This is a genomic window from Synechococcus sp. F70.1 (assembly GCF_047502745.1).
In the GTDB taxonomy this organism is placed as follows: Bacteria; Cyanobacteriota; Cyanobacteriia; order Thermostichales; family Thermostichaceae; genus Thermostichus.
This window is the reverse complement of record NZ_JANSJL010000043.1, coordinates 35,403-51,133: the sequence shown is the minus strand read 5'-3', so window position 1 is coordinate 51,133 and position 15,731 is coordinate 35,403. Positions and strand designations below refer to the sequence as shown.

14 protein-coding genes are annotated in these 15,731 nt (G+C 60.2%); 4 read left to right on the top strand and 10 right to left on the bottom strand.

Features of this window, described 5'->3' with window-relative positions; genetic code table 11:
* Positions 1–766 (bottom strand): 1,4-dihydroxy-2-naphthoyl-CoA synthase (gene menB / locus NW860_RS03855; protein ID WP_414512503.1); only part of this gene is annotated, 766 nt, incomplete at its 3' end.
* A gap of 36 nt (positions 767–802) precedes the next feature.
* Positions 803–2,311, bottom strand: coding sequence for a uroporphyrinogen-III C-methyltransferase (gene cobA / locus NW860_RS03850; protein ID WP_414512501.1), 1,509 nt, complete (start codon positions 2,309–2,311; stop codon positions 803–805).
* Positions 2,312–2,441: 130 nt separating this feature from the next.
* Here cobA and NW860_RS03845 point away from each other — a divergent pair, with 130 nt between their 5' ends.
* Complete coding sequence (locus NW860_RS03845) at positions 2,442–3,440, top strand: ABC transporter substrate-binding protein (RefSeq protein ID WP_414512499.1); 999 nt, start codon at positions 2,442–2,444, stop codon at positions 3,438–3,440.
* A 507-nt stretch (positions 3,441–3,947) separates the two neighbouring features.
* The gene (locus NW860_RS03840; protein WP_414420918.1) at positions 3,948–4,127 is read left to right on the top strand and encodes a hypothetical protein; all 180 of its coding nucleotides are present in this window, start codon (positions 3,948–3,950) and stop codon (positions 4,125–4,127) included.
* Positions 4,128–4,248: 121 nt separating this feature from the next.
* Here the strand turns inward: NW860_RS03840 and NW860_RS03835 are convergent, their stop codons facing one another.
* The 3 genes from NW860_RS03835 to NW860_RS03825 form a co-directional block, all read right to left on the bottom strand.
* Positions 4,249–5,829: an NAD(P)H-quinone oxidoreductase subunit 4 gene (locus tag NW860_RS03835; protein ID WP_414512497.1), complete on the bottom strand. Its 1,581-nt coding sequence runs from the start codon at positions 5,827–5,829 to the stop codon at positions 4,249–4,251.
* A 192-nt stretch (positions 5,830–6,021) separates the two neighbouring features.
* Positions 6,022–7,023 carry a pyruvate dehydrogenase (acetyl-transferring) E1 component subunit alpha gene (gene pdhA, locus NW860_RS03830; protein ID WP_414395329.1) on the bottom strand — a complete coding sequence of 334 codons (1,002 nt, stop codon included), beginning with the start codon at positions 7,021–7,023 and terminating at the stop codon, positions 6,022–6,024.
* A gap of 43 nt (positions 7,024–7,066) precedes the next feature.
* Positions 7,067–7,285 (bottom strand): hypothetical protein, encoded by a 219-nt coding sequence (locus tag NW860_RS03825; protein WP_414512494.1) that lies wholly within the window; start codon positions 7,283–7,285, stop codon positions 7,067–7,069.
* Positions 7,286–7,299: 14 nt separating this feature from the next.
* Between NW860_RS03825 and NW860_RS03820 the strand changes: the two genes are divergently transcribed.
* Positions 7,300–8,121, top strand: a complete 822-nt coding sequence (locus NW860_RS03820) for a phosphatidate cytidylyltransferase (RefSeq protein WP_414405087.1) — start codon at positions 7,300–7,302, stop codon at positions 8,119–8,121.
* On the opposite strand, the gene NW860_RS03815 is transcribed toward NW860_RS03820, so the two are convergent.
* Positions 8,111–8,557, bottom strand: coding sequence for a putative iron-sulfur cluster-binding metallochaperone (locus NW860_RS03815; protein WP_414512492.1), 447 nt, complete (start codon positions 8,555–8,557; stop codon positions 8,111–8,113). The genes NW860_RS03820 and NW860_RS03815 overlap by 11 nt on opposite strands.
* A gap of 44 nt (positions 8,558–8,601) precedes the next feature.
* Positions 8,602–9,024 (bottom strand): heavy metal-responsive transcriptional regulator, encoded by a 423-nt coding sequence (locus tag NW860_RS03810; RefSeq protein ID WP_414512490.1) that lies wholly within the window; start codon positions 9,022–9,024, stop codon positions 8,602–8,604.
* 167 nt (positions 9,025–9,191) lie between these two features.
* Between NW860_RS03810 and NW860_RS03805 the strand changes: the two genes are divergently transcribed.
* Positions 9,192–11,930: a valine--tRNA ligase gene (locus NW860_RS03805; protein ID WP_414512488.1), complete on the top strand. Its 2,739-nt coding sequence runs from the start codon at positions 9,192–9,194 to the stop codon at positions 11,928–11,930.
* 1 nt (position 11,931) lies between these two features.
* On the opposite strand, the gene cobN is transcribed toward NW860_RS03805, so the two are convergent.
* The 3 genes from cobN to NW860_RS03790 all read right to left on the bottom strand — a co-directional run.
* Complete coding sequence (cobN, locus tag NW860_RS03800; protein ID WP_414512486.1) at positions 11,932–14,136, bottom strand: cobaltochelatase subunit CobN; 2,205 nt, start codon at positions 14,134–14,136, stop codon at positions 11,932–11,934.
* Between the two features lie 50 nt (positions 14,137–14,186).
* The gene (locus NW860_RS03795) at positions 14,187–14,360 is read right to left on the bottom strand and encodes an SBBP repeat-containing protein (RefSeq protein WP_414512484.1); all 174 of its coding nucleotides are present in this window, start codon (positions 14,358–14,360) and stop codon (positions 14,187–14,189) included.
* A 281-nt stretch (positions 14,361–14,641) separates the two neighbouring features.
* A partial coding sequence (locus NW860_RS03790; RefSeq protein ID WP_414512482.1) for an SBBP repeat-containing protein occupies positions 14,642–15,731 on the bottom strand: 1,090 nt, incomplete at its 5' end.

Below are 15,731 nucleotides of genomic sequence, written 5' to 3'. Positions count from 1 at the left end.
TGCCCTCGGCAGCTTCCTCGGTCATGTAATACAAGAGCGTCGCGTCTCCCGCCAGCTCCTGCAGTCCCATCTGGCCGTCGCAATCGGCGTTGAAAGCAGCCTTGAGGCAGCGGATGGCCAGAGGACTGTGTTGGAGGATCTCCCGCGCCCAGCGGATCCCTTCGGCTTCCAGTTCCTCCACCGGCACCACTGCATTGACCAGGCCCATCTCCAGGGCTTGCGCTGCGGTGTACTGGCGGCAAAGAAACCAGATTTCGCGCGCTTTTTTTTGTCCCACCACCCGCGCTAGGTAGCTGGCCCCAAAGCCGCCGTCAAAGCTGCCCACCCGTGGCCCGGCCTGGCCAAAGATGGCGTTGTCGGCAGCGATGGTCAGGTCGCAGATGAGATGCAAAACATTGCCCCCACCAATGGCGTAGCCGGCCACTAGGGCAATCACCACCTTGGGCAGGGAGCGGATGATGCGCTGGAGATCCAAGACGTTAAGACGGGGAACCCCGGCCTCATCCAGGTAGCCGGCCTCTCCCCGCACGCTCTGATCCCCGCCGGCGCAGAAAGCATACTTTCCATCCGTATGGGGCCCGGCGCCCGTCAAGAGCACGACTCCAATACTGGGATCCTCCCGCGCATCCAGAAAGGCATCAATCATTTCGACGATGGTCTTGGGGCGGAAGGCATTGCGCTTGTGGGGCCGGTTGATGGTGATCTTGGCGATGCCGTCCGTCTTCTCGTAGAGGATGTCTTCGTAGAGCTTGGCCGTCTGCCACATGGTGTCCAGAGTCCCAACTGCCCTCCCATTATCCCGCTAGGGGGTGGCCCGGAGGAGGGATCCCAACAGCCCTTCCAGGGTGTACTCCTGAGCCACCACATCTACCCGCCCTAAGACCTTCTTGCAGGTTTCCGCCGTTTTGGGGCCGATGGCAGCAATCTGTACCGGTGGATCCCAGACTTCAGGGCCTAGCCCTGCCTGGCGCAGGAGATGGGCAAAATGCTGCACCGTTTTGGAGCTGGCAAAGGTGAGAATATCCACCTGGCGGGTCTTTAGGGCTTCCAGGACTTGGGGATCCGCCGCTGCCGGACAGGTCGACTGATAAGCGGCCACCTCCACCACCTCGGCTCCGCGTTGCCGCAGCCCTTGCACCAGCTCCTCCCGGCCTCCAGATTCGACGCGGGGAAAGAGGATGCGCTGCCCCTGCACCGGCTCCGGCCAAATGGGCAGCAAGGCTTCGGCCACAAACGCGGAGGGCATCAAATCTGGGCGGATGCCATACTGAGCCAGCACCGCCGCCGTTTTGGATCCCACCACCGCCACTTGCAGGGAGTGGAGCGCCCGGCTATCTCGCCCCTGCTGCTGCAGCCGCTCGAAAAAAGCCTGCACCCCATTGGCCGAAGTCAGCAGCAGCCAGTTGAACTGTTGCAAGTTGGCAATGGCGGTGTCCAGGGGATCCCAACTGCTAGGAGGCTGGATCACCAGGGCAGGCATCTCCACCACCCGCGCCCCCTGAGCCCGCAGCAGCTCGCGAAAAGCCGGCGACTGCCCCTCAGCACGGGTGACCAGCACCGTCTTGCCTGCCAAAGGAGCCGGTGGCGGCAACGGTGGGATCCCCGGCAAAAATTCCTGCCGCAGCCGCACCACCTCGCCCACTACCAAGAGCGCCGGCAGCTTCTCCCCAGCTTCTAGCTCTCCTCCTTCCCCCTGCTGCAGCTCCGCCAAGGTGCCCACCCAAACCCGCTGCTCCGCCTGCCCCGCCCCCCAGATCAGGGCCACTGGGCGGTCTGCCGGGATCCCAGACTCCAGCAACCGGGTGCCAATGGATTGCCGCTGCCGGGATCCCATCAAAATCACCAGCGTATCCAACTGGGCCAGAGCGCCCCAGGGCAGAGCTTCCAGCTCATGGGCAGTCAGCACGGCAAAGGCGCGGCTCAGGTGTTTATCGGTCAACGGGATCCCAGCCCACAAAGGGCCAGCTAGGGCCGACGACAAGCCTGGCCAGATCTCAAACGGACAGCCTGCCTCCCGCAGGGCCTGCACTTCCTCACGGGCGCGGCCAAAGATCAAGGGATCCCCCGACTTGAGGTGGACCACCTGCTTGCCTTCTCGGCAGCGCTGGATGAGCCAGCGAATGCCCTCCTGCAAACCCGCTTCTCCGGAACGTCGCCACACCTGGGCCTGCGGGGACAACTCCGCCAACAAGCGCTCGTCCACCAGCTCATCCACCCAAACCGCCTCGGCCTGCCGCAGGATCTCCAGCGCCCCTTGCGTCAGACCCGCCCGCCCGCCCAGCCCCGCTCCCACCAGATACACCTTGCCCATGGGGATGTGTTGCTGTCTCTGGTCTCAACTATCCCATCCTGCCGCAAAAGCAGGATCTTAGCCCCCTCTCTCCAATCTTCCAGCTAGGCTAAGAAGAGCCCTGCCCCTTGACGGAAAAGCGTGGAAGCCCATGGCTAACGCCGTTGCAAAGCCTTGGCCGCGCCGGCAGTTTCTGGCTGCTGGAGCTGCTCTACTGGCGGTGAGAGCGGGATCCCGCCAATCCCGGCCTCTGCGGCTAGTAACCAACTGGTATGCCCAAGCCGAACACGGCGGCTTCTACCAAGCCCTGGCCCTGGGCATCTACGCCGACTACGGCCTGCAGGTAGAAATCCGCATGGGGGGAGCAGCGGTCAACGTGCTGCAACTCCTGGCGGGGGGGGCAGCAGACTTCGTCCTCGGCGGCAGTCCTGACGCCCTGGCCGCCCTGCAATCCGGGATCCCGGTGCTCACCGTGGCTGCCTTTTTCCAAAAGGATCCCCAGTGTCTCTTGGCCCATCCGGGGGTGGGCATTGAGCGCCTAGAAGACTTGCGGGGCAAGCCCATCTGGGTCTCGCCAGGGGCCAACCTCACCTACTGGCCGTTCTTGCGGGCCAAATTTGGCTTTAGCGACAGCCAAAAGCGCCCCTACAACTTCAGCCTCACCCCCTTCCTGCTCGACAAGTATTCCGCCCAGCAGGGCTATGTCACCTCCGAGCCCTTCCGCGTGCGCCAGGAGGGCGGTTTTGATCCCGTCGTCTTTCTCTTGGCCGACTACGGCTATTCCCCTTATGCCACTACCTTGGAGACCACCCGCCCCTTTGCCGAACAGTACCCTGACCAAGTGCGCAAGTTTGTGGCCGCCTCCATTGAAGGGTGGCAAAGCTACCTAGAGGATCCCCGCCCCGGCAACCGCCTCATCCGCGAGGACAACCCCAACATGAGCGAGGCCCTCTTGGCCTACGCCCACCAGGCCCTAAAAGACTACGGCCTCCTCACTGCCGGCGACGCGGCTACCCTGGGGATCGGCGCCATGACCCACCAGCGCTGGCAGACCTATTTTCAGGAAATGGTTGCCCTGGGAGTTGTCGAAGCTGGCTTGGACGTCCAGCAAGCCTACACTCTTGACTTTCTTCCTAGCCAGAGTGCTTAATACCGCCAAGCTCGGCAGCGTCGGGTGGGGCAGAGGGTCGTTGCCAAAGTGCGGCAGCACTCCGCCGAGTCGATAGCATTGAACCCTGCTAGACCAAGATGTATCTGGAGGGGGGATACTGGCGGGCTTCTTCTTGGTGCTCTCAGGACGGGATCTAGTCTGCGTACAGACCACCTCTCAACCGCTTTCTCCTCGGCGCCGCCCAGCAGCTGCACAGCTGTGAAGGATGGGTTCGCAAAGGCCTCTCCCACGATGAGATTTTGGATCGGCTCACCGTCAGGGTATCCCTATCCCCCTGGCAAAAATTTCGACCCTTTGTCAAGCTTCTCTGGCCCTTGCAGTCGGCAAGCGCCCAACTAACTGGCCCCTGGGATTGCAATTGCTAAGAAAGTTAGCTCTCCTTGGGATCCCCGCGTAATATATTTTTTCACACGCTCCCCGCCAAATTCGCCATCCTGAAAATAGGAGCTATCTCAAGCTTTGAGAGTTGGCGAGGGGAGAGAAAAAATGGAAGCCCGCGAACGTAGCCGAATCATTGCTTCGGAGTGGATGATCGACAGCCAAAACCCGGTTCACTCTATCTCCCGTCTGAAGCAGCGGGGAACCTACTCCGACATCACCCTATGGTGGCTGGTGGTGCAACTCAACCTGATGGAACACAACTCTATTCCTTCCGATCCTCGCTAGAGTTAACACCCCCAGCGGGGTTGAAGACATCCTCCCCCTCAAGTCCAAGCTCAAACATTAAAAAAAGCAAAAGAAGAGCTGAAAAGTACCAGCTCTTCCTGTTAAGCAAGCCGCAAAGTTCTCAGTTGCGGGTGGGCAGCGCTGCTACCTGAGCTGGTTGCGCTGGCAAAAGGGGCCGCTGGACAATTTCCGTTGCCAGGGCACTGCGCAAGTGGGCTGCCACCGCCACCGTCGTCACATCATAGCTCTGGATGGCCAAACGTGGGTAGAAGCCAATGCCAAGAATTGGCAAGAGCAGGCACAGGGCCACTGCCATTTCCCGCGGGCGCAGATCGCCCAGGTACTCTTCCAGCACCAGGCTGGGATCCGAAGGGCCATAGAAAGTCTGCCGCAGCAGAGAAAGCAAGTAGACAGGCGTCAAGATAAGACCCACTGCCGCCAGCAGCGCCACCCCTGCTTTGAAGGCTGGTGCATAGGCGTCGCTGGTGGTCAAGCCCAAAAATACCGTCAGCTCGGCCACAAAGCCGCTCATCCCCGGCAGCGCCAAAGAGGCCAAAGCTCCTGCCGTAAACAGGGCAAAGGTCTTGGGCAGTTGCTTGGCCAATCCTCCCAACTTCTCCAGAAAAAGGGTGTGGGTGCGCTCATAGGTGATCCCTGTTAGGAAGAAGAGCACCGCCGCGATCAGCCCGTGGGAGATCATCTGCAGCAGAGCACCATTAAGCCCCAGCTCCGTAAAAGTTGCCATGCCAATCAACACAAAGCCCATGTGGGCAATGGAGGAGTAGGCCAGCCGCCGCTTGAGGTGGTTTTGTCCCAAGGCCGCCAGCGCCCCATAGATGATGTTCACTGCCCCCAGCACCGCCAGCACCGGGGCAAAGTACACGTGGGCCTCCGCTAGGAGATTCGCGTTTAGGCGGATGAGGCCATAGCCCCCCATCTTGAGCAGTACCCCGGCCAGGATCATAGAAATGGGCGCCGAGGCTTCGCTGTGGGCATCGGGCAGCCAAGTGTGGAGGGGAAAAATCGGGAGCTTGACCCCGAAGGCCATGAGGAAAGCCGTATACGCCAAGATCTGCAGGGCCAGCGGGTAGGACTTAGCACCTAGCTCTGCCATCTCCAGGCTAAAGCCCTCGCCAGCAAAGGCCATTGTCAGGGATCCCACCAAGATAAAGATCGAAGCAGCGGCGGTGTAGAGGATGAACTTAGTGGCAGCATACTGGCGCTGCGGCCCGCCCCAGATGGCGATGAGGAGATAAACAGGCACTAGCTCAATCTCCCACATCAAGAAAAAGAGGAGCAGATCCTGCGCCAAGAACACACCCACCTGGGCGCCGTACAGGAGCAGCAGCAAAAAGAAAAATAGACGCGGCTTGTAGGCCACCTCCCAAGCTGCCACAATCGCCAAAGTCGTAATCAAGCCCGACAGCAGCACCAGCGGGAAGGACAGGCCGTCCACCGCCAGCGACCAGTGGAACCCGATCTGGGGCACCCAGGCGTAACGCTCGGCCAGTTGCAGCGAAAAATCCCGCAGGTCGTAGTGCCACCCAAAGATGTAGGCCATCAGGACCAAATCCAAAGCCCCCACGGCAAGGGCATACCAACGCGCCCAGCGGCTCTGGGGAAGCAGGGGGATCCCGAAGGCACCCAGCAGCGGCAGGAGCACCAGGGCCGACAGCCAAGGAAACTCAAGAGGACTGCTCATGATTGAGAATAGGTACTTATACTCAACGTCTCAATGATATGAAGCTATGTAAACAAATGGAAAGCGACCTTTACAAAAAAATCTGCGCAAGAGCGCAGACCTGGACAAGGTTTCTCTGATGGTAAGCATCAAGGCTTGGCAAGAGAGCGGCGATGGCGGCCCAAGTGCAAGCTGCGCTGCCCCAATGCCTAGCTACTCATCTTCGGCAAAAACAAAGCGGTGCAATTCGTCCAGGGTGGGCTCTGGGCTTTCCAGGGCAAAAAGGACTGCGTCTTCCACTACGGCGCTCACTTTCTCGTGAATGGCCTGGAAGTCCGCCTCAGTCATCAAGTTGTGTTCCAAGGCGTAGCGCTCCAGGCGTTTGATGGGATCCCGCTGCCGCCAAAATTCCTTTTCTTCGGGGCTGCGCAGCTCGTCGGGGTCAGCCAGAGAGTGGCCGCGGAAGCGGTAAGTGAGGCACTCCAGGAGAGTGGGGCCTTCTCCGGCACGGGCGCGGGCGATGGCCTGTTGAGCTGCTTCCCGCACCGCCAGCACGTCCATGCCGTCTACTTGGTAGCCAGGCATGCCAAAGGCTGGGCCCTTGAGGTAGATGTCGGTTACCGAAGTGGCACGCCTGTGGGCCATGCCAATAGCCCAGAAGTTGTTCTCCACCACGTAGACGATAGGCAACTTCCAGAGGGCGGCCATGTTGAGACATTCGTAAAATTGGCCGTTGTTGCAGGCCCCATCCCCAAAAAAGCAGACGGTTACCTGGTCAGTGCCGCGGTACTTGGCCGAAAACGCTGCCCCTGTAGCCACAGGGATCCCTTCGGCCACAAAGGCATAGCCTCCCAAAAAGTTGTGCTCTGCCGAAAACAGATGCATGGAGCCGCCCCGACCCTTGCTGCAGCCAGTGGCCTTGCCGAAGAGCTCCGCCATCACCGCTCGCGGCGGGATCCCAGCGCTGAGGGCATGCACGTGATCTCGGTAGGTGCTGCAGATGTAGTCGGTGGGCTTGAGCGCCTTGATCACCCCCGTGGACACAGCCTCCTGCCCGTTGTACAGGTGCACAAAGCCGAACATCTTGCCCTTGTAGTACATCTCGGCGCACTTGTCCTCAAACAGGCGGCCCAGCACCATGTCTTCGTAGAGCATTCGAGCCTCTTCGGCGGAGATGCGGGGACTAGCCACGGGAGGGGTAAGTTCCTGAACCATTCTGAAATTCAATTGAGGGTAACCCGTTCTTGCAGTTTTTCAATTATCCCACGCTCAGGAACACCTGCGATCCCGCCAACTGGAGATCGAGGGGGATCCCAGCGGTAGACTGAAAGGTTAAGGCAGGAGGCATTGCCGTTGCAGCAGCCACGTCGAAGTCAAAACTCCGTCCCGCTGAGGCGAAGGCCGCAAGAGCAGGCACCCTGGCAAGGGTCTCGGGCGGCTGGGATCTCTCCCCCGAACCGGAACGGCTGGCCAACATAGCGGGGTGCGCCTATGGGAGCCCGTTGGGTTAGCGGTTTCGTGGCGGTGCTGTTTGCCCTGACGGTTACCCTGCTAGGGGGCTGGTACTTCACGGCAGCCCTTGGGCTGATTATTTTTCTGGCCCAACTGGAGTTCTTTCGGCTGGTACGGGCTAAGGGCAATGCGCCGGCCATGCGCACCACCATGTTTTCCAGCCAGGTGCTGGTGATTTTGCAGCAGGTCAAGCCCGAGTGGACCAGCCCTGCTTTTATTGTGGCGGGATCCATCATCTGTTTTTATTTGCTCTTTAAGCCCAAGGTGGCCACCATTGCCGATATTGCCACCTCAATTTTGGGACTGTTTTACTGTGCTCTGCTGCCCAGTTTTTGGATTCGGGTCAGGGCTTTGTCTTTATCCAAGGGCATTGGCGAAGGGCTATGGATTACGCTGTTGGCCATTGGCTGTGTCATTGCTGCCGATGTAGCGGCCTACCTGTGTGGTCGGGCCTTTGGGCGCACCAAGCTCTCCACCCTCAGCCCTAAGAAGACGGTGGAAGGGGCAGTGGCCGGGATCGCAGCCAGCATGGCCCTGGCTATGCTGGGAGCCCACTACCTAAACTGGCCCTGGAGCTGGCTGAGCGGCAGCGTGTTGGGGTTTTTGATTGGGTTAACTAGCCTGCTGGGGGATCTCACCGAGTCCCTCATGAAACGGGATGCGGGAGTAAAAGACTCCGGGGATCTCATTCCCGGCCACGGCGGCATTTTGGATCGGGGCGATAGCTACGTCTTTACCGGGCCGCTGGTGTTTTACTTTATGGAATGTCTGGAATGGCTCAACGCCTATTTCAGTCAATAATCGGGTTTTGTTCCTCAGCCTTCCTTTGCTGCATCTCCAAGATGACTTGTCTGACGTTTTCCAGGCAGCAAAATCCCTGCGGGTTGTTCACCTGACAGCCACAGCCCCTGGCTTTGATGTGGTCGGCAATCCCCTCGAGGATAGCCTGGGGCGTTTTGGATCCCTGGAGCTCTTGCCAAATGCGCCGGCGCGTCCATCCAAAACAGTAGCAGACAGGCACGTCCTCGCCACTTTCTTTTTGAAAGACGGGAACCTTGAGGTCGTCAACTCCAAAGCTCTGACCTTCCTCAGAAAAATAGACGACGGGGCAAAGGGGATCCCGACAAAACGCATAGCTGGCGTTAGCATTAAGTTGCTCCAAAGCCTGACAAGACAGAAGGCTCTTCAGCGTAATCAGTTGAATCGGGATCCCTTGCTCCCCGCTCTTTGGACACAAGGGCTGCCAAGCATTAGCAGAAAATGGGACAAGGGGTTCTTTTGTCATGGGTTATCGAGCCGTTGTTGAAAGATAGCGCAAGAGGAACTTTTCTCCTGCTCAGAAAATTGTTGTTGACACTTTTCAATGAGTGTCGATAACTCCCCTCTAAGTTCCTGGAGATGGGCAATTGACTTGTCGATTTGTCTTAGTTTTTCGGTTAGCTTTACGTACACCTGCCAACAGGGCAGGGCTTGCCCGTTCTCCTGAAGCAGGAGCAATTCTTTGATCTCGGCCAGGGTAAGTCCCAAAGCCTTAGCGCGGGCAATGAAAGCTAGCCGCTCCAGCTCAGCTTCTCCGTAGAGGCGGTAGCCCCCCTCTGTCCTACGGGGCTTGGGGATGAGCCCCAGGCGCTCGTAGAAGTAGAGGGTCTGGGGGCTGATGCCCAACTTCTCGGCTACCTGACCCACCCGCAGCAGCTCAGACATGCCGGGTTCTCTACCCTCTCTCCAGAAGCTCTCTTAGCCTAAACCCTGTAGCTAACTACAAGGTCAAGAGGGATCCCCAGAAAGCCCACCTCCCCAAAAGAGCCCGACGGCTGGGAGTAAGCTTGCTAACCTAGTTAGGGTAGTCCCTTGAGCAACCCGGCCTCCGCATGACTGCTGCACCTTCCCTCGCCAACCTGCCCAGCCAGTACAACCCCTTTGAGACCGAGCCCAAGTGGCAGCGCTTTTGGGAGGAAAAGGGGTTTTACGTGGCGGATCCCAAGGCGCCGGGGGAAGCCTTCAGCATGGTGCTGCCCCCCCCCAATGTTACGGGCAGCCTGCACATGGGCCATGCCTTTGCCTTTACCCTGCCAGATGTGGTGGTGCGCTACAAGCGCATGCGCGGCTACAACGTCCTCTGGCTGCCGGGCACGGATCATGCCAGCATTGCCGTGCACACCATTCTGGAAAACCAACTGCGCCAGGAGGGCAAGAGCCGCTTTGACCTGGGCCGCGAGGCTTTTCTGGAGCGGGCCTGGGCTTGGAAGGAGGAGTCGCAGGGCACCATCAAAAGCCAACTGCGGCGGCTGGGCTTGTCGCTGGACTGGACACGGGATCGCTTTACCCTCGATGAGGGGCTGAGCCGGGCAGTTACGGAAGCCTTTGTCCGCCTCTACGAAGCAGGGCTCATCTATCGGGGCGAGTATCTGGTCAACTGGTGTCCGGCCACCCAGTCGGCGGTCTCCGACATCGAGGTGGACAACAAAGAGGTCAAGGGCCACCTCTGGCATTTCCGCTACCCCTTGGCCGCCGACCCCAGCCAGTACCTGGTGGTGGCCACCACCCGCCCTGAGACAATGCTGGGGGATACAGCCGTGGCGGTTAACCCCCAAGACGAGCGCTACCGCCATCTCATCGGCCAGTTTGTCCGGCTGCCCATCAAGGATCGCCTTATCCCCATCATTGCCGACGAGTATGTGGATCCCACCTTTGGGTCTGGATGCGTCAAGGTTACCCCAGCCCACGACCCCAACGACTTTGAGATGGGCCAGCGCCACCAGTTGCCCTTGATCAACATCCTCAACAAGGACGGCACCCTCAACGAGAACGGGGATCCCTTCACTGGCCTGGATCGCTTTGTGGCCCGCGAGAAGGTGGTGCAGTGGTTTGCCGAGCACGGCCTGCTGGAGAAGGTGGAAGAGTACACCCACACCGTGCCCTATAGCGACCGGGGGGGTGTGCCCATTGAGCCTTTGCTCTCCATCCAGTGGTTTTGCGATGTCTCGGGGATGGCAGCTCGTTGCTTGCAGGAGGAGCGGGAACACCACAACCCCCGCTTTATTCCGGAGCGCTGGACCAAGGTTTACACGGGCTGGCTGGAGAAGCTGCGCCCCTGGTGCATCTCGCGACAACTGTGGTGGGGGCACCAGATCCCAGCCTGGTATCCGGTCATCAACGGCCAGCTCCCTGAGGATCCCCAGGTTTTTGTGGTGGCTCGCAATGAGGAGGAAGCCTGGATCAAGGCGCGGGAGAAGTTTGGTCCAGAAGTTGAGCGGCTGGAGCGGGATCCCGATGTTTTGGACACCTGGTTTAGCTCGGCTCTGTGGCCCTTTTCCACGCTGGGCTGGCCAGAGGAGACGGAGGACTTCAAGCGCTACTACCCCACCTCCCTGATGTCGACGGGCTTCGACATCATCTTTTTCTGGGTGGCCCGCATGGCCATGATGGGGGTGCAGTTTACCGGCCAGATCCCCTTCAAAGATGTCTACATCAACGGCCTGGTGCGGGACGAGCACGGGGCGAAGATGTCCAAGTCCAAGGGCAACGGCATCGATCCCATCGAGCTCTTGGACAAGTACGGCACCGATGCCCTGCGCTACGCTCTGGTCAGGGAAGTGGTGGGGGCTGGGCAGGATATCCGCTTAGCTTACGACCGCAAGACCGGCGAGAGCGCCAGCGTGGAGGCAGCCCGCAACTTTGCCAACAAGATCTGGAACGCCTCCCGCTTTGTGTTGATGAACTTGGAGGGACAGACCCCCGCCCAACTGGGATCCCCTGCCCCGGAAGCGCTGGAGCTGGCCGATCGCTGGATCCTCTCCCGGCTGCACTCCACAGCCACCCAAGTGATCGAGGAGCTGGAAGCCTACGGCCTGGGCGAGGGGGCGCGGCTTCTGTACTCCCTAATTTGGGACGACTTTTGTGACTGGTACATCGAGCTGGCTAAACCTCGGCTGCGGGGAGAAGACCTGGCCTCCAAGCGCACGGCGCAGCAGGTGTTGGCCAAGGTGCTAGAGACCATCCTCCGGCTGCTCCACCCGTGGATGCCCCACGTCACCGAAGAAGTCTGGCAACTGCTTACCCAGGCTAACCAGACTACTTCCATCTCGGTGCAGCCCTATCCCACCCCTGACCCCAGCTGGGTTAACCCCCAACTGGAGCGGGAGTTTGGCTTGGTCACCCAAGTCATCACCAGCCTGCGCAACCTGCGAGCGGAAGCTGGCCTCAAGCCCCATCAAACCATCGCCGCGCTGCTGGTTACCGAGGATCCTGAAGAGCAGCGGATTCTCACCGCCGCCCAGGCCTATATCCGCGAGCTGGCCAAGGTTGAGTCGCTGGAGATTGCAGGATCCCTGGCCACGGAGCCCAGGCAGGTGGCGGCGGCCGTGGTGGGCACGGTGCAGGTGCTGGTGCCCCTGGCAGGGCTGGTGGACGTGGAGGCGCTGCGGGCCAAGCTGCAGAAAGACCTAGCCAAACTGGAAAAAGAGGCCCAAGGGATCCGCACTCGCCTGGAAAACCCCAACTTCTTGAGCCGCGCCAACTCTGACGTGGTGCAGGCTAGCCGCAGGCAACTGGCGGAGCTGGAGGCCCAGATGCAGCTCTTGCAGGCCCGCTTGGAGAAGCTGGGCTAGGCTATGGCTTGTCCGGCCAGGGATCCGTCAGGTCGGCGGTCAAGGGATCCCAGTCCCATCCCCAGTCGCGGGCAATGGCTTGGGTGAGGCCCAGTTGTCCATGGCCGGGGTAGCGGGCTAGAGACACCAGAAGATCTACCAGTTGCTCGCCGCTGGGCATGCGGCCAAAGATGTGCAGCCCGTCCCGGATTTGGGATTCTTTGAGCTCGCAGAGATAGCCATCCAGGCGGTTCCAATCTTCCTCTTTTTCCAGGTTGAACTGCTGATCCAGGTGCTCTGAGCGGACCAGCTCCTCAATCTGGGCGCGAATGAGGGGGCAGCGGCTGGGATCCAACTGTTGGGCCTGCACGTACTCATCCATTAGCCGTTCCAACTCCGCCAAGGGGCCGTACAGCTCGGCGCGGGTGAGGGGCGGGGTGAGGTGATCGATAATCACGGCTTGGGCTCGCCGCTTGGCCTGGGACCCTTCCCCTGGATCGTTGACGATAAAAGGGTAAAAGTGGGGCAGGGGCCCCAGGGCAATCTCCGGGTAGCAGGTAGAGGAAAGGGCGGATCCCTTGCCGGGCAGCCATTCTAAGTTGCCGTGCTTGCCCACATGCACCACCGCCTGCACGCCAAAGACCTGCCGCAGCCACAGGTAAAAGGCTAGGTACTCATGCGGGGGCACCAGATCTGGGGCGTGGTAGTTCAAAGAAGGATCCCGGTCGTAGCCTCGCGGCGGCTGGATGCCGACAAAAACGTGCCCTAGCTGCAGTCCCACCACGGGAATATCCTGAGAGGGCGGATCCCCCCATTGCCGGATGAGATCGGTTTGGATGGGCTCCGGCAAGCAGGCAAACCACTCGCGGTAAAGGGCGGCGGAAAGGTGTTGCCGAGCCGGGCGCAGGGATCCCAGCGGGTCATAGGTTTGGCTTTGGGTTAGCCAGCCAATCAACTCATCGCCGCTCTGGGGGATGGGGCCCACTTGGTAGCCGTTGTCTTTCAGGGCCTTGAGGATCTCGACACAGCTAGCTGGCGTATCCAACCCAACTCCATTGGCCAGGCGTCCATCCCGGCTAGGGTAGTTGGCCAAAACCAAAGCCAGTCGCCGCTGGGGAGGGGGAGTGCGCCGCAGTTTTACCCAGTTGGCTGCTAGATCGGCTACAAACTCCACCCGATCTGGCACCGCCTCATAGGCCACGACTTCCGTTTGCAAGCGGGGATCCCGCTGTTGAACAGCTTTAAAGGAAATGGCGCGGCTAATAATGCGCCCATCCACCTCGGGCAAAGCCACATTCATGGCCAGATCCCGCGCCCCCAAACCCCGCGTCGAGTCCTCCCAGCTCTGCCGGGATCCGCTGCTGAGGATGACCTGCAAAACGGGGACATCCAACTCCTGCCATAGTTTCACATCGGGCTGCTGGCTGTCCAAGCGCGCTAGCGAAAAACTGGTGGTATTGAGCAACACCTCAATCTGGCCGCCAAAGTGATCCCGAAGGGCTTGAGGCAAGTCGGGGTCTTGAAGGCTATAGGTGTAAAGGCAAAAGGGCTGCAACCCTCGCTCCAGCAGGGCTCTGGCCAAAGCATCGATGGGCTGGGTGTTTCCCGCCAGCACATGGGCCCGGTAGAGCAAAATCCCCACCTTGGGAGCCGGGGAAGGGGCCGGCAGAGCGACAGGAGGGTGGTAGACCCCCAGGCGAGGCAACACTTGAGGATCCGGCACGGGATATTGGCGCCCCAAAAATTCCCTGGCTAGAAACAGCAGACAGGCCGCCACATTCTCCGCTCCCCCCTCCAGCCAGTACCGCCACACCCGATCCGCCACGCCCAGGGGCACAGTGGAATGGCTCACCAGATCCCAGTCAGGGCGGTCATCGCCGGGAATGACAATTAGGGTGGATCCCGCGTCGGCTGCCACCTGTTTGGCCACCTCTAGGCCGTAGCTCCAGTAGGCCCTTCCCCCCAACAGGCGAATGAGGATAACTTGAGCTTGCTGCAATACCTTCTCGGCGTAGTCGTCAATGCTCAGGGGCTGCTGCAAGTGCAAGAGATTGGCAGCCCGCACCTCCGGGAAGTCTTGGGGCAGAAGCGAAAGAGCTGCGCTCAAAGCGGTGAGATCCGTATCGGCTGCCGAAAGAACCACAAGGGGAGCCGGATCCTGCTCCAGAAAAATAACCCCGGACTGGGTGGGATCCCATCCTCCGGGCAAAGCTGCTATTCGGTGCATGGCCTAGCGCTAGGTGACCCTCATGAAACCTTTCTCAAGGTACGTCCTGACTAGCGACTGTACTTGAGCACAAAGACATCTCGACCGCCAGCGCTCGACTGGCCGGGAAGGGCTCCCCCAGTGGATCCCGCTACCCAAGCGTTCTCCTGGCCATCGGCGGCAACAGACTCAGCTCCCTCATCCGCAGGGGTTCCGAACTGGCGGATCCACTCGGTTGAACCCAAATCGGTTGAACGGCTGGCTAAACCTAAATCGATTGGAAAGAAACTGCAGGCTCCCCAGAAAGTTGAACCAGCAAAAGAAGTTAAGGCTCCTAAAAGAGCTATCCTAGACACCCTTTTTTTCATCTCTCTCAAGTTCTCCCCTTGCAACCAAAGCCGCACCGCCTAGAGCCTAGCACGGCGTAGCTTTCTGCAGCTGACACCTGTTTAGCTGTGAGATCTGTATCGGCTGCCGAAAGAACCACAAGGGGAGCCGGATCCTGCTCCAGGAAAATGACCCCGGACTAACGACCGTACTTGCGCACAAAGACATCCTTCATCCCAGCATGGGACTGGTTGGCAAGGGATCCCCAGGTTACGCCTGCCACCACGAGGTTGCCCTCTTGGCCTACAGCAATGGCCTGGATCCAGTCGAAGTCGGCGCTGCCGAACTGATGGCGCCAGAGCTCGCCGCCGTTGGTCTCGTAAAGTCGGACAAAGGCGTCGCTGCGCCTCGAGGAAGACCCCTGCGTGTGGCCTGCTACCCAAATCCTTCCACTCCCATCCACAGCAATGGCTAGGACGCGCTCCCCTTGCCCACCTGCAAATTGGCGGCTCCAGAGCTCGTTGCCGTACAGATCGTACTGATGGGCGAAGACCTCATAGGCCTTGAACGGATTCTTGCCCTGGGCGTAGCCTGCCACCCAAACCTTCCCCTCCCCTCCCACGGCCACGGAAAGAGCGCCGTCGCCTCCTCGGTGGGAAAACTGGCGCATCCAAACCTGGTTGCCACTGGGATCGTGCTTGCAGACAAAGCCACCGGCTCTTGCGCGGTCGTGGACGAATCCGGCTATCCAGAGGTTTCCTGCCCCATCGGGAGCCAGGGCAGCGACCTGCTGGTGGGCTCCCAACTCGCGGACCCAAAGCGGCTTGCCGTCGGCGTTGTACTGGCGCACAAAGCTCTTGCCTGCCCCTGTTCCTGCAACCCAGACGTTGCTCTTGCCATCCACAGCGATGGCAACGACTTGGTCAGGCCCAGCGCTACCCAACTGCTGCGTCCAGAGCTCTCTGCCTTGGGGATCGTACTTGCGCAGGAAGATGTCTTCTTCGCCGGCATTGCTGTAGCCAGGGAAGGCACCGTGGGTCATCCCTGCCACCCAGGCATTCCCCCTCCTGTCCACCGCCAGCGCAACAACCTCGTCCGAAGCGGGAGTACCAAACTGCCGCGTCCAGAGCTCTCGGCCCTGGGCGTTGTACTTGCGCAAGAAAACGTCACTGCCCCCCGCAGAACTTTGGCCGGGAAGGCTTCCTTCGGTGATCCCTGCCACCCAGACATTCCCCTGCCCGTCCTCAGCAAGGGCGCGCGCCTCGTCGGAGGAAGGGGTGCCAAACTGG